The 22751-nt window shown below is 37.9% G+C and carries 9 protein-coding genes, 2 tRNA genes and 1 pseudogene; 5 read left to right on the top strand and 7 right to left on the bottom strand.

What is annotated here, in order from left to right; genetic code table 11:
* Positions 1-44: 44 nt before the first annotated feature.
* The 7 genes from L3081_RS19915 to L3081_RS19885 form a co-directional block, all read right to left on the bottom strand.
* Positions 45-1430: a hypothetical protein gene (locus L3081_RS19915; RefSeq protein ID WP_242287997.1), complete on the bottom strand. Its 1386-nt coding sequence runs from the start codon at positions 1428-1430 to the stop codon at positions 45-47.
* Positions 1423-8772 (bottom strand): IPT/TIG domain-containing protein, encoded by a 7350-nt coding sequence (locus L3081_RS19910; protein WP_242287996.1) that lies wholly within the window; start codon positions 8770-8772, stop codon positions 1423-1425. Before L3081_RS19910 ends, L3081_RS19915 begins: the two co-directional genes overlap by 8 nt.
* Positions 8723-11767, bottom strand: a complete 3045-nt coding sequence (locus L3081_RS19905) for a hypothetical protein (RefSeq protein ID WP_242287994.1) — start codon at positions 11765-11767, stop codon at positions 8723-8725. The genes L3081_RS19910 and L3081_RS19905 overlap by 50 nt, the downstream gene beginning before the upstream one ends.
* Positions 11719-12597, bottom strand: coding sequence for a hypothetical protein (locus L3081_RS19900; protein ID WP_242287992.1), 879 nt, complete (start codon positions 12595-12597; stop codon positions 11719-11721). The genes L3081_RS19905 and L3081_RS19900 overlap by 49 nt, the downstream gene beginning before the upstream one ends.
* Positions 12598-12836: 239 nt before the next feature.
* Entirely contained in the window at positions 12837-16844 is a 4008-nt protein-coding gene (locus tag L3081_RS19895; RefSeq protein WP_242287990.1) for an Ig-like domain-containing protein, read from the bottom strand.
* Between the two features lie 762 nt (positions 16845-17606).
* Positions 17607-17683, bottom strand: a tRNA-Met gene (locus L3081_RS19890).
* 64 nt (positions 17684-17747) lie between these two features.
* Positions 17748-17824 (bottom strand) — tRNA-Met (locus L3081_RS19885).
* 433 nt (positions 17825-18257) lie between these two features.
* Here L3081_RS19885 and L3081_RS28620 point away from each other — a divergent pair.
* From L3081_RS28620 to uup, 5 genes and pseudogenes are all read left to right on the top strand, one after another.
* Positions 18258-19265 (top strand): THUMP domain-containing protein, encoded by a 1008-nt coding sequence (locus tag L3081_RS28620; protein WP_338027427.1) that lies wholly within the window; start codon positions 18258-18260, stop codon positions 19263-19265.
* A complete protein-coding gene (locus tag L3081_RS28615; protein WP_338027436.1) occupies positions 19211-19588 on the top strand; it encodes a hypothetical protein in 378 nt (125 codons plus the stop codon). Before L3081_RS28620 ends, L3081_RS28615 begins: the two co-directional genes overlap by 55 nt.
* On the top strand, positions 19560-20429 hold the full coding sequence (rlmKL, locus tag L3081_RS28610) for a bifunctional 23S rRNA (guanine(2069)-N(7))-methyltransferase RlmK/23S rRNA (guanine(2445)-N(2))-methyltransferase RlmL (RefSeq protein WP_338027435.1): 870 nt from the start codon (positions 19560-19562) through the stop codon (positions 20427-20429). Before L3081_RS28615 ends, rlmKL begins: the two co-directional genes overlap by 29 nt.
* A gap of 44 nt (positions 20430-20473) precedes the next feature.
* Positions 20474-20740, top strand: a complete 267-nt coding sequence (locus L3081_RS19875) for a glutaredoxin family protein (RefSeq protein WP_242287988.1) — start codon at positions 20474-20476, stop codon at positions 20738-20740.
* 58 nt (positions 20741-20798) lie between these two features.
* Positions 20799-22715: pseudogene (gene uup / locus L3081_RS19870) on the top strand (ATP-binding cassette ATPase Uup).
* The last annotated feature ends 36 nt before the right edge of the window (positions 22716-22751 follow it).

Here is a 22751-nt window from a genome sequence, read left to right as displayed (position 1 = left end):
TTCATCATTACCCGCAGAAATTACGCGTGGCGCCATTACTTCACTTAAATCAAGCACGATAACGCCGCTGCCCATAGCAGAAACAAATAACACATTCCCGCAAGCTTAAGACGATGAGCACTGCTTGACTCTGCTTGCAATAAATTTAAATCAACACGAACCCTAGTATCAGGTTGGTCTCGGTGGAAAATATCAATGCCCTTATCACCTAAAGCCGCAATGATATAGTCACCGTAATTGAGTACATCAAAAACAGTGCCATCAAAGTCATAACTTTGTGTTAATAATGGATCAAAAACATTGATAACATTAAGAGTATCGGTATCACTATTTCTTAACGGCTCCGCGGAAGATTTCCGCCAACTTGGTGGGCACCTTCCCCAAAGATTACCAAAGGAATTAGTGCCATTAAATAGCCGACCTTTGTTGTAATACAACAGATCACCACCCGATAAGTGTCCCATACTCGGTACACTAATTGGATCTATAGATTCAATATAACTATAAGACTCAAAAGCAGTACTAGCTGCAGGGCCTGAAGCAGAAACACAAAGAAGAGGTTCACCTCCATCTTCAACACCGTTAGATGTTGATGCAAACAAGCTATAACCAACCTTTTCAAGGTCACGCACTTGTTGCTCAGCCAAAACACTATCAATGACTTGCATGCCATTTTGATCATCAAAATTAAGTCGAGTAATACCACCATTACCTGCAGCCATATACAAGCGTTTATGCTGTACTCCGACCTCTTCATCTTCACTGAACAATACACGAATAGAGTCAACTGAACCGAGTAACGAAGCTCCGTCTACTCGATCAAGTGCATGTTGATCTGCGGCAGTAAAAATAGGTTGATCAATTAAGTTCTCACTTCTAAGTTTCTTACTTGCTAATTCGACATAGGTTTGGAAACGGGCAATCTCATTTAAGCCCTTTTCGCCACTTGGTAATGTTGGTATTCCACCAACAAGAATGGGTGAAGTCGGGTTTTGTACATTGAAGTCGGCCGCAAACAATGACTCATTAAGCTCTGTGCCGTCATAGACAACATCTTCATTTTGGTCATCGCTTAGTTGTGCATTGCCATGACGTACCACGTCACCATAACTGAAATCAGAAAAATAACCGGTTGCTAGTGCTGCTACACCGCTTTCTTGCTCAACATAAACATCAACAGGGTTAACAAGCGCTGCTCTAGTAACAGATAATTGCGCAATACCGTAACCAAAACCTTTATCACCCTCTAGCGAGGTTTGATTACCATAGCGATCTTGCCCATATAGGTTGTTATAACCACTAACCCCTCGAGGTGTAACAATTTCTATTTCTGTGGTAGATATTACCCTAACTTCTCGAGCCGGTTGTGAGCCTACATTTACCGTCAATCCATCCATGACTGTATTGCCCGGTTCGAACCCTTTACCCAAGATAGTAACTTTTGTACCACCGACCCGGCCCCCATTTAGGAGAGATACTAGTAAACTCAATAGGTTGGTTAACTTGCAAAGCACCATAGAGTGATACTGACTGCCACAGTCCTTGTTTTTCAACCATCACAGTAATATCGTACAAGCCACTAGCTGCAATAGGAGGAACAGCAAAGGTAATAATACTTATTCGCTCGTCATCATTATTACTATCAATGGATATAGCGTCAATTTCAGTGCCACCAATAAAGCCGCGGATACGACTAATATCAAGCGGGGAGCCTAGCATTGAAACCGTTATATTTTCAGCATGGTCAAGCTGAATATGCCTTGGAAAAACAGTATCTATACTAATTGTTTCAGGTCTTGCCCCTCTGTAGACTAGGTTCACTCGCTGAGTGCTTTTCAACCTGTACAGCTCTAAATTTATTTGTTCACCATTTTGTAAAACGGGTTTACTCGCGATAATGCCCGCAGTAGCTTCTACGGTTAAAATATCATTAACCTCCAAGCCTAAACTGCTATCTAAATAAATAATGGCGTCATTATTTATTATTTCGATATGATTAGGTATGGGCTGTTCATTTTCATCCAAAACAGTAAAATGGTCTTTGTTTTCATCAAATAAATCAATGGCCTTATTGAATCTCAAACGAATTTTTAGCTTTTCATCTGTATCAAAATCAAGTATTCCGTTAGCCGGATTAACTGAATTAAGCTTTAATATAGCATCAGGGGTTTCTTGAACCACACCATGACCAAAAGTACCTACTCCTGCGCCAATAGCCGAATAATTAGTCGCTAATACGACGTCAATACTGCTGCCACCTAATGCTTCAAAGCTGTCGAGCTTTGTCGGTGCTTTGGGGTTAGTTACATCAAAGCTAGTAATGCCTACCTCTGCTTGAGCTATATAAAGAACATTACCTTGCAGTGAAATATCATAAGCCGGAGTCTGGATTCTATGAATAATTTTGGGGTTATATACATCTGAAATATCAACAATTACAACACCAATCTCACCTGCAGCAAGATATGCATATTGATTCGGCGATGCGTAATTTGTATTATCAAGAATAACCTTAGAGGCAGGAATATCTAAACTAGAAAGGATTTGTAAACCTTTAGTACTATTACGTTCGATAATATAAAAACCACCGCCGCCAACAACCTCAGTATCGGTTAAACGATTAGAAGCAAAATCAAATTCTCCGGCTGCCACAGCAAAACGAGCAGAAATACCCGCTTGACTAGAAAGTTGAGTGACATCTAATGCCGGTTTATTATTAGGTAAAGCAATATAATCAGCGAGGTAAACTTTACTGTGCAGATAGACATCAACAATACCTAAACCTTTATCACCCATAGCGATAACCGCTTGATTATTCTTAACTTCAATACCTTTAGCAAAACTTGCATTAAGAGGAAGCTCGTTAACTATGGTTGACGTGGTAATATCGAGACTATCAACTGCAACAATAAATAATTTGGCATCTTTGGTAGTTCCGCCCAATTTAGCTGCGCTAATAAATATACGATCATTGTTTCGCTCAAAGAAAAGATCTATGCCTAAGGCCGCATAACCGCCCGGGAGCAGAATTCGTGAAACAATTCGATCATCTACTTTGTCTTTATTTTTATCGATTAGCTCGCGTAATTCATCGATATTGGTCACATCATTGGCATCGGCCGTAAATGTTGAGGAGTCTATATTAATGATAAGAACGCCACCATCACCTGCAGCTGCAACTGCATAAGTACCCGTGGGATCTATTTTTATATCATAAAAAGTATCTTTTTTACTCGCCGTTATATTGCTTTTAACCGGCTGTAAATAGGTGAAGGCGTCGGTCAATATTTCTTGTTGACCTACCGTTTCTACACGAATGTCTGATAAGCCAAGCTGCCCTGGAGGGGTTATAAATTCTAGGGTTTGCTGATTAATAACTTTTATATTATGTGCTGAAACTTGCGTATTATTAACATACACTTGAGTCGATCCAACTCCCGCTTTAAAACCTCTACCTGTCAGTCGAACTGCTGTACCACCTACCACGCTGCCAACGACAGGAGATATATTTTCTAAAACAAGAGATTCTGTATATTGTACAGCCCCGAGCAGTGTTGCCTGTTTACCGTCAGGTTCAATAATGGATAAACTAGCCGAGCCTGCTAAATTCTCTGCCGGCTCTAAACTGTATTCAACTTTATTATCCGCTAAATTTGTTTGAGACAGAATCACCGGTGAATTAGCGACTAGAAAAGTCGGGTTTATACTATTCGATACAACGACGTTAACCAAGCCGCCATGAGTCTCAACAACATGAGGGATTACTGAATGAATAACAGGTTGCCCGCCAAAGCCACTACCTGTAGTAAAACTGATAACATGATCAAATAACCCCGTCGCTCGACGCCCGCCATCTGAAGGTTCACTTTTCAACACAATGCGATATGCGCTGTCACCCTCGAGATTTTCTGTAGGAATAATACTTACTTTGCGAGGGTTTTGTGAGTCGAGCACTACGTTGATATCAACTGATTTTCCGGTCTCACTAGAGTCATCATAAATTAGGGCAAGGTATCGCGACAAATATTGAGTGTCCGTTTGCCCGTCAGGAATAATAATTGCTTGAGAAAAGCTCAATTGCATTGAGCTATCTAAACTAATGCCTGCCTGTTGCTGTCTTGGGTAACTTGTTACCAAATCAAGCATGTGGGTATCAACAATGGTTAATGCGTCATAGCCATCATCGTATTGAGAAATAGTTACCACAAGACCGTCATCACTATAGACTAATGGTGCTTTATAAGTTGTTGGATATCCTTCATAAGTTATTTCTTCAAGCTTATTATTACACTCAGTTAACACCGACAAATCTTTAATACTGATATCTGCCTTTTGGCTAATATCAAATATGGCTAAATATCCTTTATGACAGAATAAACTACCATTTTTATTGATGTCTTCAATATTGAGATTAGCAACCAAAGACGTTAAACCAACTAATGCGTGCGGTTCTCCTTTTAAAGTAAAACCATTAGCCTTATAACTTCCTTCTATTAATGGATTTTGAACATTAGTATCATTTAATAAATTCACCCCGTCTTGATAAAAAGCAGTGCCTGTCTGTTGTTCAATACCTGCTAATACTCTTGTTCCTGCTAACGAATGATCTTGTACTTGGGGCAATCCAGGTTGGCTTAAGTCATAAATAATACGCATTGATTTTTCATCACTAGTTAAGACTGACAGAAAATTTTGCTGAATACTAATCGCTGCTACATTTAAATCACGCTCAATACCATTTTGGTTAAACTTTTTAACATGTTTAATCACGCTTGGTCGTTCTGACTCAGAAATACTGACAATCACAAGTCCCTCTGAACCTGCATGGGTAATTAATAACTGATCTTTTATCAATAACTCTGATGGCGGCAAATTAAACGGTAAAGGAATGCTAAATTGTATATCCCTATCTTTTGAACTATTTTGTGCATCTTGTCCGGTTAACTCACCTGGCAACCTGTCCTCTCTATCATAGGTTAGCAACCAAACCAAATCTTCATAAGGTGTATCTATATTAGGAAAATGCATGCCTTTGGCTGCTACATAAAGATGATTGTCGCCTAAAACTAAACCCGATGCATTTAAATCTTGAGGCAAGTCAAAGTACCCTAAACCAACCATTGGTGCCGTATCTTGCAAAACAGAGCGATCATAATGAATTAGCTCTAGCCGGCTAGGCGTGATGTACTGTCTAAACTGTTCTTGGTCAACGACATTTACGGGGTTTATGTCAGGCAAGCCAACAAGACCACTACCCCGACCTAACGCATAAACAAGACCTATTTCACTATCAACCGCTAAACCTACAATTTTACCCGCAGGTAATTTAGATGGATCTCGGCTAATCGTTGAGCTGACCCCACTCGCAATAGCAGATAATTCGTCTTTCATTTGTTCATATGAAAAAGGCGCTTCTAGATTGATATGAACATTAGCAGAGAGGTTTCCATAAAATAATGATTTAGGTGCATAATAGAATCGTCCTTGTTCATCGCTAATTTCTACATCAACATAACCACGGTAAATATTACCAAAATCTGGCACAGTCCAATACATTGATTGAGGTGTTAACAACGTTAACTGACCTTGACCAACGGATGAATACAAATAATTTTCATCCACAGTCGCAACAACCGCATTTTCTGGTTGGCCTACGGGGTAAGCTTTTAGAGTTATTTTTTGACTAAAACCGTAGCCAATAATTTCAACGTGATTATTTTCACCCTCTTGGTTAACGTCAACCACAGAGGGAGTAATATATGAAATTTTCAGTATATCTAGATAGGTATAAGCGCCAATAACTCTATCTTCTAATCCTTGTTCAGTAACAACTTGTACTGCTGCCGGACCCGCTTCATTAGGAATAGTGGTCGCTATAATTCTATCTAATTCACCTTCAGATTGTGCTAATTCAACGGAGTTAATCACCAAAGGCAAACCACCTAAAAACACTTTAGGATTACTGCCAAAATTATCTCCCTCAATTGTGATTTGATCTCCCCCAATTATCGAGCCAGAATCTGGTGATATCGCATGAATATTAGGCAGAGGTTGTGAACCCGCTAGAGAGGTATAAAAAGAATAAACATAATCACGACTAAGCGAATTACCTGATAATGGCGTTAGACCTCTTTTAACAACAACGACGTACTGTTGATTTGCCTGTAAATAATTATCCTTAATCTTTGGCTTTATATCAATAAATCGATAAGCCGGTTCACTGTTACGTTCTGCAAAAGAAAAAGTAAAACGTTCTGAAATATTTTCACCTACAGTATAAGAGCCTTCGCCATCTGCAAGTACAGCACCTTCATAAATCTCGACAAAATCAACTAAATTCGCATCATGAGAAATGACCGAAGACAACTCAATGGAAATATTACCTAAAGACGTACTAATAAAGTCTTCATCTACCGCCGGAGTGTGAGCAACCACAGTAAGTTCGGTTAATTCAATTCTATTGATACCTAATTTACCCGCAGCGACTTGAATAGCCCCTCGAGCAAGTGTCAAGTCACGAATAGCAAAGTTATCTTCTGACGCATGACGATTTATCACCACTGGAATACTTGCATCCACATGTGGTTTGTCGATCTGCTCAAGGTCTACTATTTCTACCACACTTTGAACTTGCTTATCTTCTTGATTAGAATAATGAACACTTAAATAAGCTTTATTTCCCGATACATGTACGTCATAAACACCATCACTTACAAAGTCTTCACGTGCCGGTTCAATCGCAATACTTCTTTCCATTTTTGGATGAAAAGGATCACTGACATTTACTATGTTTAATTGAGAAACCCTGCCAACGCCAGTCATATCGGTTACATATAGTTTACTGCCAACAATTTGTAATTTATTCGCTACGCCTTGGGTATCTAACACAGCAATTATAGGTAAATTAGGATCAGCAATATCTACTACAACAACTCCTTCATAGGAAGCAGCGATATAGGCATAATTACCACTAATTTTTACATCTCTCGCATAACCATTAGGTTTAACAAAACCAACCCTATAAGGAGCTTGAATATTAGAAATATTGATGACTTGAACTCCCCCTGCACCATTGGCAACAAAAACCAAGTCATCTTTTCTCGATAAACCAAAAACCTCTATGAAGGGTAAGTCAACACGGCCGGCCAATAAGTAAGGCAAACCGAATTGACCGTCACCATTTTGATTAGAAAACAATAACAATTCACCCGAATCATTATCGTAATAGGTATTCCCAGTATCCTCATCTTTCGCCATTTCTTCTTCAAGCAAATCTTTAAATAGATAATTTTGAAATCTGTCAACATCAAAAATTGGCATACCGTGTTTTGTCGTTAAAACAACATTTTCATCAGCATATATTTCTGATATCGTCCCTGAAAATATTTCACTCGAGCCGTTAAGTAGCTCAGAATAAAGTAGAATATCGCCAGAGTCTGATTGTTCCGAGGCAAAATCAGCTAAAAACAACCCCGTACACATTGAGCACTGTTCTGTCGTTTTATTTGCCGTAAATTTAGAGGCTACTGTTAAATTATCAAAACGAGCAGGATCGTGTGTTGACCAAGAGCCAACCATTGCTCCCTCTCGATCAGGACTAATAAACTGGGCAACAGATGAATAATAAACCGAATTTGCTACCTCTAGACCACTTATCTTTGTTGGCGCAAGAAAGCGTCGCTCGGAAATAGGCATTCCTACTTCATGTACTGTAGTATCTTTAATTATATGATTTGGCGTTTCAATACGTGTTTCAATACGTACTCTTTCTATATCGTGTGAGCCGCGTCGTAATATCGAGCCGTCAGAAAACCTAGCCCAATAAATATAAGAATACTGATCTGGTTCACTAACCGGAATATCTGGCCGTCCCGAGGGTGCGTCATTTCTAAATAATTCAATTTCCTGAGTATCAAGTGTTTGCCAAGTGCCGGTTTCATCCTGATACTCTCGTACCCATGTCATATATATACGACGCTCAGATTCGATACCAATATCAGTTACACTAACCGCAGCAACAAGCTGCTCACCGGTAGTTAAGATATCATTATCAAACGGTTTAATAATTGAAATTGTAGGTGCAACCGTATCGTCAATACGACCTATCTTAACTACGCTAGAGCTACCTGCTTGGTTAAGTACATCATAGGCAACCGCCTGTATAGAAAATCCATCTACACCTACTGGTGGTTCAATTAAGGCTGAAAAATAATTTTCATTTAATTCTGTATGTTGATATGCCGTATACACAGGTTTATTGTTAAGGTAAAAAACCACCCGGTCAATACCGCCCACACCAAGATCATCTAATGCCTCTACCTGAATATCGATACTTTGCCCATCGATAAAAACCGCATTATTAAGTGGCGTTTTTATTACTGCCGTCGGCGGTCTATCTTCAATAATGCTTAATGAGCGGATAAATGATAATTCAGAGCTATTACCATCGAGATCTAAAGCGATGGCACGGAAGCTTAATGTTTTACCCTCTTGATCTACTGGCGCTGATATATGAAATTGAAAGGGGGCAGAACCATCAGTTGAAACAGCTTGAAAGCCATCTTCACCACCGTCACCAACGGATTGATACAATGTTACACTGTCAACACCTACTTCGGGGTCATTTGCAACCACATCAACAACAAACTCTCTTCCTTGTGTTATTTCAGCAATTGAGCCAAGATTATTACCTCGTTGATCCAAAATTTTTATATCTGTTACTTCAGGGGGAGTTTTTAACCAAAATAACTGATTTTTTAACAAATGATTCATTACCTGCTCCATCTTGGGCATACATAACTAACTGCATATCCAGTTGGCTAGGTATATTGTCTATATGACCTTGGTAATAGTCTTTGATAGATTTGACATTAAAGCGGCCAACATACGGACTTGCAATCAATAATTGCTCACTTTCTTTTTCAGACGTGTCAAATTGACCATCACTATTACCATCGACAAAAAGCACTAACCTGACCGAAGAAACACTGACATTATCTGAGACATCAAATTGATAGGGAAAACTACGTTTTTCGGCTACGCTAGTGCCACCATCAGGGGGAAGCGCGACTTGAATGAATACAGGTGGTTCAACATCTTTGATAATATCTAGCTCAACAGAATTTGTAGCTGCTACTGTTCGTTTTGCACCACTAGCGCGCTGTTCAGTGGCGCTTGCGCTTAATGTTATAGTCTTTCCTGCTTGCCCGTAAGGAATATTCAAGAAAAACTCATAAGGATAACTAACGTCAGTAAAGGTACGATCGCCATTAATTAAGTTAGCTACATTTAATGTCACTCTATCTATAGCAACATCATCTATTGCATTAATTTGAACTAATACATTTGTACCTTCAATTACCGGATCATCACCATTTACAGGTTTAGATATAACCACTTCAGGTGGAACATCTTTTATGATCTCGACAATAATAGTTTCTAAAGCTGTATGTTTATCCAAATCACCAAAAGCGGCTCCATAGGTGTCGATAGCTTCAACCTTTAATACAACACGGTTTTTAGAGCTATCGTTCGTATTAAATGCCGGCATGGCAATGCTAAAATTATAAGGAGGTTGTCGCAATAAAACATTGTATATTTCAGTCTCATTCCCTAAAGAACCAGATAAGGCAACTAAACGGAGTGAATCAATACCAACATCATCATAAGCATTGGTATTAACTAATAAAGATGTTAATTCTACAACTTGGTTGCCATCCAGTGGTGACACAATATCAACTACGGGCCTTTCATCAATACGCACTGGAAAACTGAGTTCTCTACTGCGAATATTACCCGAAGGGTCACGAGCATCTATCTTAATCCAAATATCAAATCTCTCAGTATCCGCTAGTGGTAAATTATCAAATAAACCACCAATTTCAGCCAATTTTTCCACATGTACAATTTGTTTATAGATCAAGGTATCAATATTGTTAGTAGTAATAGGTTCATGATCAATAGCATTGATATCATTGATGGTACGTATCGGTAATTTATACCCCAATTTTTGATAGGTACCATCAGCAAGCTGAGCACCATAAGTGGTTGAAAATTCAAGCTGTTCAACTTTAACATTATCATATGCACGATACTCAACCGAAAAATCTGAGAACTCAGGTGGCCCGTAACCCACGACAGGTTTTATAATGGCAATTTCTGGCTTAATTTCATCCGCTGCACCAATAAAAGTAACCTCTGTTTTCCCTATTGAGTTATCAGAGTCTTTAACTTGTGCTGTTAGTACAATATTTTCATTAAATTTAATGAGCCCGCTCGGTACGTTGTATATCGCAACTAGGTTTAATAAGTTATCACTTGTTGAACGTGCATAGTCTTGCGCAACCTCTTCAGAATACTTGATTTCTAATGCATCATAAATAGAGTTTAACGCTCGTTCATTAGAGGCATCTGAATTACCTGTCACGCCTATATCTACAAATGTTAATGGCACCCCGTTTGCGTAAATCTCTATATCATTGATAGATATTTCGCGATCATCTGCAGCCAATAGCCCCACCTCTATTTGAAAGGTACCCGCTACAATAAATTGCCCTTCACTCGGAGAGGTTATTCTAATTTCCGGAGTTATATTATTGATAGGATGGATGATAAACCGTCGTGTTGAAACTTTTCCAGAGTTATCTTCAACTGATACTTCGTATTCTGTTGGCTCTACCTCATTAAATAATATCTCTGTTTTTTCAATACTGCTTAAGACGGGTAAAACTGGACACTGGTTAGCAAACTCATGTTCAAATTCAACACTAGTACTACCGTCACGGTTAAAGCGTATGATTTTGTAACGAATTAAAGCTGCATCATCAGATATCTCTGTTGATAATTCAAATTCTTCACCTGTGCGAAGCCAAAATTCGCCATAATTAACTCGCTCTGGCTCATCAACAATCTTGGTGAACTCATCACTATTCTTAGATTGGTTGAAAACTTTATAACTAGAAAATGATAATAACTTTAACTGAGGTGCTTGGTTTATTTCTATAGGTAGAGCAACACTAGCGGCACTACTTCGACCAGAAAAATCTTTTGCTGTTACACTTAAATGTATTTCACCACCAGGTTGATTCAATGGAGCAGTATATTGAAAAACGTACTCATCATTTTTTTGATATTCACCTGTCACTTTAGCTATATAACCAAGATTATCAGTCAAACTTAGATCGCTAATGGCTTGAGTATCATCAGTAACTTGAACTCTTACTTCAATGGTTTTTCCTGGCACCATGACAGAACCATCGACAGGAGATAAAATAGCTAAAGATGGGCTTTCTTCATCTGCCACATAGTTAAATGTACTTATAAGTGGCGTTATTTGCGCAGGTCGCTGAGCACTATACTTATCGCTCAATGCTGCAAACATAAAAATATCGCTATATGCAGGATCGGCTGAGGATGGAATAAAGTGGCTTAACTCTTCTTTTTTACTTTTTATACCAACTAAAGGTTCATGACTTAAAAAACCTCTTCCTTCTGTATTGTCAAAGTCTAAAATAGTTAATTTAATGACATTGTATGAGCGAACGGTTCGTTTAACTTCTTCGTCAGAATAGCTTAATATATCTGGTAGCTCTTGAAAACTCACGTGTATTTGCTTGAGAAATTGTTCTTCATCAGCCAAACCATCTATTATTGGTGTGACAATGACTCTTCCTGATGTTGGTTTGTAGGAATTGACATTAAGTACACCATTTTGAGCAATTAGATCTGCTGAAGCGACTTGGTATTGCAAGTATTGTGGGGAACACATATCGCGGAGTAAACATCTATTAGGTAGCTAACTGTATAACCGTCCACTGAAAACTGTAAAGATTCTACGTCTGAAATTTGGTTCGCTAAGAGCTCGCTTTTATCTTTAGTAAATAACCAATAATCTAGTTCATTAACTTGTAAACTACCTGATAGGTTACCGGCCTCAGGGTAGTTAAAGCTAAAACGGTTAAGTTCATCACTGGGGGTTACGATAATATCGTTAAGCAAATTACGCTTGTTAATATCATCTAGACCTTTCAGCGAGGTATATAACACAGATAGTTGGTTGGGATTATCAGAGGTAACATAATCATCAGTAACCTCTAAACGAGTATATTGTGTTGCACCATAAGTGAGATTACTTACAGGAAATCTACTTATCACCTTAACTATTGGTGGCTGATCTGGCATTAAACTTATTTGCAAGGTTTCCTTGGTTTTATTACCTGAGCTATCTTCTGCATGAGCAATAATACTGAACTTCATCCCTTCAAGAGGTAAAGGGTTATACCTCGACAAATCAATAACATCAGTGTTTGTTATAGAAATATCTTTTTTATCTAATCCTGTTTCTGATAACACTTCCCTCGATTCATTATCAACTAAATCTATACTATACTTAGCGACTGAAATATTATCCCTAATAGTTAAAGAGAGCGTAGATAACTGCCCTTCTACTAGGTTTTTATCAGGTGTGTTAAATTGTATTTCAGGTGCTTCATCATCTAACTTAAGCGTAATTTTTAAACTATTCGATTCAGAAATATTAATACCCTTATCTGAAGCCCGTAAAAGAAAGTCGAACGTTTCTCCTGCACGACTTTGCATTTCATCAGGAATACGAATACGACCACTGTAATCACTATAAAACCTCTCGGCAGCAACAACAGATCCAAAAGAATCTTGATTGTCTACTAGGATCTGTTCTAAACGATCTTCTCTGGTAAATACTTCCCAACTGAGTAGAATTTCTTCACTGCCTTTAATAAGTACTGGTGTGATTTTATCTATGTAATTATTATCATTAGCAATACCTGATAGTTTAAACGCCTCACCTGCATATATGGTTAGGTCATCAACTGGATTAGATAGATTAATATTAGGTTTTTCTGATCATCCATTATTTCTAAATCGAGTAATTTTTCTGTAACTAGACCTACACTATCTTGTGCTCGGACTCCGATTTTTAGCATTCCTGGAGCTGATTTATGAGGTACACGTAAATTTGCGCTGAAATATGCACCTTCATTAACAATATGTTCAGATTCGTATGTTGAAAAACGTTTTGAAAATGTTGAAATACCGTTTTCTTCTATAAAAATTTCAACCGATTGAATACTTCTATTATCGCTAACGAGTGCATTGATAGTAAAGCTCTCTCCTTCAACCAAGCGTGATCCTGCCGCAGGATGACGGATAGATATGTTAGGCTTTATATCAGTCGCAATTGTATAAGATTGATTTAATGTTGAGGAGTTTCCTAACACATCCGTCGAAATAATAGTTAAAACGAGAGAGTCAACATCTTGGGGAATATTATAATTAAAGACTTCATTAGCCTCTTTAGGTTGTTCACTAAAGTCAAAAACACTGACTTCTAAATCACCGTTCATGATCTTAATTTTCTGCAAACCGCTTCCATCACTAGCCCTGACAGAAAAAGTTACGTTATCTTCAGCATACAATATTGAGCCTGGCACAGGATTGGTAATCTTGGCAAGTGGGCCTTCGATATCCCCCGTTACTTTTATTTCAGACTCAAATATACCTGACTCTTGACCCAATTGATCAAATGCAACGACCTGAACAATTATCGTCTGTTTTTCGTTCAACAAAGGCAACTCCGATAAATTAAGTTTATCGTTTACCTGTAAAATTGGCATTGGCACTAAGCCACTTTCTTTACTAAAGATATGAGACGCAAGAATATCGCCATTAAGCTTATAAGAAGTTTCAACACGAGTGACTGCTCTATCGTCATTTGATAAAACTTGAATATCAACTGTGTCTTTGATGAAATATAGTGAGTTATTGGTGGTTACATCCGTTACAGTAGGTGGTTTATCTGGGTATACCCCAATGATAATACTAGCCGTAGAGCTATTTCCTGTTTCATCAAAAACGGTAACCGACACTGGATATTTGTCGTATTCTGCTGAGGTTTTATTTATATATTCTGGCGTTTTAGTTAGTTTTAATGCGCTATAAGCGTTTAATACGCCAGGAATTTTCTGAATAGGAAAATCATCTCCAGTTATAATATCTTCGGTATTCCCTGTTAATACAAATCCATTACCTTCGCTTTTAATACCTTTAACTTCTGCACGCTCAGCTCCAACATTATCAAAACCCGTCACTTTGAAGACAAACTCACTTTGAGCAATGACGCCTGCAATATCATCCCCTACATCAGAAGCAGAAATAAATGGTGAACTGATGTTAACAACAGGTGACTCTTCATCTTGTCCTAGTGTAACATCTACAGAGTTACTGACAGCTTCTTGTTCAGATGAATCATAAGCTATCGCGTGTATAGTCAACTTTTGTTCAACCAACAACTCTTTTTGCGTTTCATAATTATAGGCATAGGGTGGGATATGATCAGAGCCAACGAGTTGTGAGTTAACATAAAAGTCAACTCTGCTTATTTTTATGTCATCCACCGCATCAGCTCTTAATTGTATTGGCAACCCAGAAACAAATGAAGATCCAACCGATGGATTAGAGATAGCAATGGTCGGTGACTGATCACTTTTCACTGGGATGCGGACAATAGAAGATAGACTCGTTTCTTGATGAAAATCAGTTACTTTTGCTTGCAGTTTTAATGTTGACCCGACATCTTCTGCTAACACTTCATAAGAAAAATTTTGAAATGCTGACTGTGTCGTTAAGCTTTCAACATCAGGGGAGTCGTTATAATAACTTCTACTTGCAATAACCTTATCTTCTAGCAAAATCTCAATACTTGCACCTAGCATTAAGGAATCATCAATTACTTCTATCTTTATCGGTAATTTTTGACCTACGGTAACAATACCTCCGGTAACCGGAGTTACTATATTTACAATTGGTGCAATATTCTCTACCACTCGTATTATTTTCTTTGGTGCTAATTCCTGCCCCGAGTGGGTATAAATTATTGCACCAACAGCTATAGACGACTCATTTGTAGATATGGATGGAACATTTCCGCTCATACTCCATGTCTCAAACATTTCCTGATCTTCAGAACCTTCGACATCTCGTACCTCAATGCCAGGAAAACGTGCTTCACCAATTTTTTTACCATCAAAGAAAAACTCAACTCTTTTTATGCCACTAGCTCTAGCAGCATCTGGCAAAATACCTAACGAAGACTCAATTTGAATTTTCATAGGTGACGATTCAACAATACGCTGTCCATCAAAAGGTTTTACGAAGCTATATGCCGGAATTGTCGCTTCCGTTGGAGCGTTTACAGTAACCTCATAGTCAATGGATAACGTTTGTTGACCCGCAGTATCAGTGACTTTACTTGTCAGCTTTAAAACTCGCCCCTCCAATTGTGAAGATAGAGGTAACATCAATTCGTAAGGAGGTTTCAATACTGTACCGATACTCGCATCATCAAGAAAAAATTGTACCTGATTAATGCCAACATCGTCATTTACCACAGCACTAATAAGTAGATCGTTATCAGAAAAAATATTTGAAGGTACATCTAACTCTATTGAAGGAGCCTTATCTATAGCTTTTACACGGATATCAGCAAAAACGCCCGGCAACTCTTGCAAGCTAAGACGTAAGCCATAATCACTACCTTCAGTAATAATGACACTCGACTTTATTTGCTGATGAGTGTTCTTCTCTAAAAAAGCGCTCATTGAGGGATTCAGGCTGATAAGGGGAGTCCAGTGCCCGCTAAGACTAGTAGTACTTCCATCATCAAATACCCCCACCATTTCAGGTAAAGCATAATAAGTATTAAGGCTAGGAAGCGTCAGCGGGTTATTAACATCAACCCCTTCCAACGTTATACCCACCATTTCTTTAGAAAAATCCACTTCCACTGGTATAATGACACTTTCAAGCCCGGCATATGAAACAGTAATTGAAACCTGCTGCCCTGCAGTTTCTTTTAATGCATAAATAACACCTGCTGATGTTACATCAACGAGATCTGGGTGAGACGAAGCATATGAAATCCCATTTCCTGCACCAGGCAAACTAACCACCCCTCTAAACTGAAATTCTATAGCGGGTATAATGACAGGAGTCTGTAGCGCATTACTTATAACTATCTGTGTATTAGAAACAACTAAAGCATTAGCAGTTTCTTGAATGGAATCACCAGTAAAAGCCACTTTTGAAATGGAATCATGATTCCCAGAAGCATCAACTACAGTAATATCGGATAATATTAGAGTATCGAACGCTATTTGGTCCATCGATAGTGACTGATTTAACGGAATAGATAACTGGAATGTAGTTTGAGTATCGCTTATTGGATAAACACGCTGAGCCACAGTTGTACTAGCAAAAGAAGATTCTTTTGCTTCAGCGACAACACCTCCGGAATTCCTCAAAACTGCAGCACTTAGACCTACAACATCAAATGAGATGTAGGTTATATCTTGATTATCTGTAGCCTCAACTTCAATAATAAGACGCTGTTCGTTGGCCTCTCCGATTATACTGGCGCTATTAAAAGATAATTCAGGTGAAATATCTTCATAAGAAAATGATTCTGAATAACTTTCAGCATCTGAACCTTGGTATGTCAAACTTAAAACAGGGCTAAATCGACCGGCTCCTGACAATGAAAAATGGAGATAACATTGTGATGGTCGTGTCGGATTATAAACAATATCATCATGAGTATAATTGATTAACTTTGTCGATGTCCCGGCCTGGATTTGGGTTAAATCACCACACGAGGAAATACTTGCAACATAATCAACATCTACACCATTAGACAATGCTCTAACATCACTAACTCTAATATCAACATCTGCTTTAGAAAAGCTTGAAAAAAAAACAATAATAAAACTTAAAGCGATGAAAATTTTTCGCAAGTAAAAGCCGAACAACATTTGAGTTCCTTGATTGATCACTAAGATATTAATTAACAATAAAGAATGAATTACATAGTTAAAATTTATATGTAAATAGGCAGGTATTCGATGTTATGAAAAAATGAGGGTGCAAACCAAAATCCTTTTCGACAGCAAATAAAAAGCTTACAACTTATTATTAAATTTACAGTATATCCAATTACATACGGAAATATAGCACGGTAAATAGTCCAAGACAAGCTATTAGATCAGGACGCCTTCTAGGTCACTCTAGGATTATTATAAATTAAACTTGTTGAACATGTAGCAAACAGAACAAGGCATAATAACAACCTTCGTATACACAAATAAGCGCTCCTTCCTTGAAACACTTTGACTCAATCACAGCCCCTCGCATAGAACAATATAAAAAACATAATTTACTCGAACTTCAAACTTGAACACTTAAAAAGTGCAGTTCGTTTAAGCGAGCATTACATTCTGATGACACTATTACTCGTGTAATTTGTCGATTAATAGCAAATAAAATAATGGCACTTTATTAATGAAGCTTTGGTGTTAAAAAATTCTGTTCTGGATATTGGATTTAAATGGGAACCTAATTACTTTTATTGGTATAAAATGAGTAGTGAGTAATTTTTTAGATCAGCAAATAAATTAATATTTTATGTGACTTGATTTTACATCACACGACTCTAAATTAGAGAAAAATATGCATCTAAAATGATTGTTGTAAATTAATTTATAGAATATAACTTGTAGAATTTAAACAAGTAAAATTGGTTGCGGGAGCCAGATTTGAACTGACGACCTTCGGGTTATGAGCCCGACGAGCTACCAGGCTGCTCCATCCCGCGTCCGAATGAACTTCTTGAGAAACAAGAAGAAAGCCTCAATAGTTTTAATTCATATTGAAAGAATTGGTTGCGGGAGCCAGATTTGAACTGACGACCTTCGGGTTATGAGCCCGACGAGCTACCAGGCTGCTCCATCCCGCGTCCGAATGACCTCTATTGAGGTAAGCCACAATAATTTTACTTCATATTGCAAGAAGTTGGTTGCGGAAGCCAGATTTGAAACAAAAATGACGACCTTCGGCTATTCGTTTATATGAGCAGCCCGACGAGGTTGAACTTTTAGGCTGCTCCATCCCGCGTCAGAATGACCTTTAACATAAAGATAAAGGTAAGCCACAATAGTTTTATTTCATATTGTAAGAAGCTTCCAAAGATATTCTCCCTGAAATCGAGGCGTATAGTAAGGATAGAGCCTTAAGAAAGCAAGTGCTTTTTTAAAAAAAATACCTATTCGGTCAAATGTTCTGCGTTATGTGTTATTTGTAAGCTATTTAGCGACATTAGCTTTAACTTTTGTTTATGTGTGAGCGTACTTTCGTTATAATCGCGGCAATGTTTTTTCTGGAACCACACAATGACCTTGCCCATGCAACACTTTTTAGCCCTCACCTCTCCCGGTATTGAAGTTTTACTCGTAGAAGAATTAAAGAAACTTGGCGCTGATGCAGTAACTCAAAAGCCTGAAGGTGTTTATTTTTCTGCTTCTATGGCGCTCGGCTATAAAATTTGTTTATGGACGCGCCTCGCTACGCGCGTCATGTTAAAACTAGGTGAAGGCGAAGCAAAAAACAAAGATGAATTATTTAAAACGGCTAGTACAGTAAATTGGTTAGAACATTTTAATAGCGATACTACTTTCGCAATTGACTTTGTTGGTTACAGTGAAGAAATTCGCAATAGCCAATTTGGCGGTTTAACTATTAAAGATGCCATTGTTGATCAATTTAGAGAGCAAGGTTATGAACGACCGGATGTAGATAAAAAATCTCCACAAATTAGTTTTCAAGCTCGACTATTAAAAGACAACGTCAGCCTTTATTTAGATTTTTCTGGTCGAGGACTATTTCAACGGGGTTATCGTGAGCATTCTGGTGCGGCACCATTAAAAGAAAACTTAGCTGCCGCACTCATTTTACGGTCAAATTGGTTAGACGATACCAGTAAGCCATTAGTTGATCCTATGTGTGGCTCAGGCACTATTTTAATTGAAGCGGTTGCCATGGCAACGAAACAAGCACCTGGTATCACACGTGATCATTGGGGCTTTGATGCTTGGTTAAAGCATGATGAGGAATTGTGGCAGACTCAGTTAGAACAAGCTATAAGCAGTTCAACTACATCATTAGAACACGCCAGTATAAATAATCTTAAAGTGTTTGGTATTGATATAGACTCTCGTGTTATTAGTACTGCCCAACAAAACGCTAAAAATGCCAAATTACAGCGTTTTATTGAATTTAAATGCCAAAATACCAATGACATGAATAACGTTTATGGCTCTAGCGCTTCACCACAGGTAATGGTACCATTTTATTTAATCCCCCTTACGGTGAGCGTATTGGTGAACTGCCCGAGCTTGTAGAAAATTTTGTACTCTTTGGTCAAAAATTAAAAGCGCAATTTGTTAATTGGCGAGTTGCTATATTAACCGCCAATATTGATCTGCTTGCTATGCTTAAATTATCCGGCTTTAAACGCTATAAATTTAAAAATGGTCCTTTAGATTGTCAATTAGCACTTTACAATGTTGATGAAAAACAACTTGAAAAAGATGCGGTAAACCCACAGTCCTCCTTTGCAGAGCAAGACAGTGACTTTGCTAACCGATTAAAGAAAAACCGTAAAAGCTTAAAAGGTCAAGCTAAAATCCAATCAAATCGATTGTTATCGGCTGTACGATGCTGATATTCCTGAATATAACGTAGCTATCGATATATACGGCGATTACTTAGTTATTCAAGAGTATGCCGCGCCAAAAACGATAGACAGCGATAAAGCAACCAAACGTTTACAAGAAGTTATTTATTGGGCACCGAAAGTGCTCGGTGTGTCAACCGACAAAGTGGTACTTAAAACCAGAGCAAAACAAAAAGGCAGCAACCAATATCAACGCGTTGATAAATCAAAGCAATCCATTACCATCAACGAACATGGCGCCTTATTTAAAATTAATTTATGGGATTACCTTGATACTGGCTTATTTTTAGATCATCGTAAAACGCGTCAAATAATCGCGAAAAAAGCGAAAGATAAAACCTTATTAAACCTCTTCGCCTATACAGGTTCGGTGTCATTACAAGCTGCATTACATGGTGCTAGGTCCATTACCACAGTAGATATGTCAAACACTTACCTAAATTGGGCACAAGACAACTTTGCATTAAATAAGCTGAGTAGTCATAAGTATCAGTTTGTACAAGCAGATTGCTTAGATTGGTTAAAAAAGAACACCGAAAAGTATGATCTGATTTTTATTGATCCGCCCACTTTTTCAAATTCAAAACGCATGGAAGACAGCTTCGATGTTCAGCGAGATCATATTGCTTTGCTCGCTGATGCGTTAAAATCACTTAACCGTGGCGGCGAAATATTTTTTACCAACAATAAACGTAATTTCAAAATGGATTTTGAAGGATTAGACGCTTTAGGATTACAAGCAAAAAACATGTCTGATCTTACTCGAGACCAAGACTTTTCTCGGAACAAACATATTCATAATAGTTGGTCAGTTTCAAGAAAGGGATAGAAGAAAAATGATAAAAATAGAACAAATAAGAGTTAACCACCACCATGATAATGTATAATCTCTATGGCAGCGAAGGTTGCCATTTATGTGAGCAAGCATTAGCAATATGCTCTTTAGTATTATCTGAAAATCAACTGAACCAAATAGATATTGTTGATCAGGAAAGGGTCAGCCATGAAAGCCAAACGTTAGTTGAGCTTTATGGTGTACATATTCCGGTAATAGAAAAATTACACCCTGAAGACCCTACTTTGAACCAAAAATTATTTTGGCCGTTTACCTTAGAGCAACTTACCCAGTTAACACTGTGACAATTAACATATACCTAGTTAACTTAATCAGAGTTAACGCATAAGAGTTTAAAAACGAATGGAATTATTAAGAATAGCTAATGGCGAACTCGCTTTTGGTGAAGAGAAAATTTTAGATAAAGCAAATTTAAGCGTGCAAACTGGCGAACGTATTTGTTTAGTGGGTCGCAATGGTCTTGGCAAATCAACATTAATGAAAGTATTAATGGGGTTACAAAACTTAGATGATGGCCAAATATTAAAATCTAGCACCATGCAATTGGCCATGTTAGAGCAAGATCCACCAGAATCATCTGACCTTAGCGTATTTGATTATGTAGCCCAAGGCGTAAGTGAAAATGCTGACTTACTCAGCAGATATCATGCGTTGATTCATATAATTGGTGAAGATCCTAGTGAAAAAAATCTCAACAAATTAGCCAAAGTTCAAGATGAACTTGAACAAGCAGGAGCATGGCAAGACGAACAACGCATTGAACAAGCAATGAGCACTTTATCGCTAAATCCTGATGCTAAAATTTGCGATTTATCTGGTGGTTGGCTACGCAAATTAGCTTTAGCAAAAGCACTAGTAACTAACCCTGACATATTATTACTTGATGAACCAACAAACCATTTAGATATTGAAAGTGTGTTGTGGCTTGAAAAATTCTTAAAAGACTTCGGCGGCACTATTATTTTTATTAGCCATGACAGAGCTTTTATTCGCGGTTTATCAACCCGTATATTAGATCTTGATCGCGGCCAACTAAAAAGTTACCCCGGTGATTACGATTTATACATCGAACAAAAACAGCATGACTTACAAGTAGAAGAGCAGCAAAATGCACTATTTGATAAACGCCTAGCTGAAGAAGAAGTGTGGATTCGTCAAGGAATTAAAGCTCGTCGTACCCGTAACGAAGGACGTGTGAGATCATTAGAAAAACTGCGTTTAGAGCGTAAAGCACGCCGCGAAGTTCGTAACCAAAGCACCATGAATATTAGCCAAGGAGACCGCTCAGGAAAATTAGTGTTTGAAGCTGAAGATGTCACGGTGGCGTTTGACGAAAAAGTAGTGATTAACAAACTTAACTTACTGATCACCCGCAATGATAGGCGGCATTAATTGGGGCCAATGGTACGGGTAAATCTACGCTGATTAAGCTAATAATGGAAAAGTTAAAAGCGACTAGCGGTAAAATGCGTTCGGGTGTGAACTTAGAAATTGCATACTTTGACCAACATAGAGAAGCACTCGATATAAACAAAACCGTACAAGAAATTGTAGGTGAAGGAAAACAAGAAGTTGTGGTTAATGGTAAACCTCGTCATGTACTGGGTTACTTACAAGATTTTCTCTTCAGCCCTAAACGTGCGCGTACCCCTGTTCGAGCTTTATCAGGTGGTGAAAAAAATCGTTTGTTGCTTGCTAGGCTATTTTTACGTCCAAGTAATTTACTGATTCTCGATGAGCCAACCAATGATTTGGACATTGAAACCTTAGAGTTATTAGAAGAAGTTGTTGCAAATTATGCAGGAACCGTTATTTTAGTCAGCCATGATCGTGATTTTGTTAATAACTGTGTTAACACGTGCCTTTATTTTGATGGCACTGGTCACATTAATCAAATTGTGGGTGGTTATGATGATGTTGATGATTATTTAGCGTTAAAAGAAGAACAACGCCAACAACAGTTATCTGCAAGTAAGCCAAAAGAAATACCACAAAAATCTGTATCGACGGCTAAAAAAGAAGCAGCAATAACAGCGAAGAAAAAACTGTCGTTTAAAGAAAGTAAAGAGCTAGAAGAATTACCCAAGATAATAGATCATTTAGAAACTAACATTGCAGAATTACAAGAACAAGTTAATCAAAGCGATTTTTTTAGCCAAGATGAACAGCATACAAAAAATATATTGAACCGGACTTAGTGAAAATGAGTCAAAACTCGACATTGCCTACACAAGATGGCAAGAATTAGACGAAATGTAATTGCAGCAACCTAAAATTTATCCTAACAATTAATAA

Source organism: Colwellia maritima, from assembly GCF_022669015.1.
GTDB lineage: Bacteria > Pseudomonadota > Gammaproteobacteria > Enterobacterales > Alteromonadaceae > Colwellia > Colwellia maritima.
The sequence above is the reverse complement of the archived record's forward strand: the minus strand, read 5'-3'. Positions and strand labels throughout refer to the sequence as shown.

Coding starts and splice junctions, on each gene's coding strand:
- L3081_RS19900 (WP_242287992.1), bottom strand. CDS start 12,597: ATGCAAAGTCGTGCAGGAGAAACGTTCGACTTTCTTTTACGGGCTTCA.
- L3081_RS19905 (WP_242287994.1), bottom strand. CDS start 11,767: ATGTGTTCCCCACAATACTTGCAATACCAAGTCGCTTCAGCAGATCTA.
- L3081_RS19875 (WP_242287988.1), top strand. CDS start 20,474: ATGATAATGTATAATCTCTATGGCAGCGAAGGTTGCCATTTATGTGAG.
- L3081_RS28620 (WP_338027427.1), top strand. CDS start 18,258: ATGACCTTGCCCATGCAACACTTTTTAGCCCTCACCTCTCCCGGTATT.
- L3081_RS19895 (WP_242287990.1), bottom strand. CDS start 16,844: ATGTTGTTCGGCTTTTACTTGCGAAAAATTTTCATCGCTTTAAGTTTT.
- L3081_RS19910 (WP_242287996.1), bottom strand. CDS start 8,772: ATGAATCATTTGTTAAAAAATCAGTTATTTTGGTTAAAAACTCCCCCT.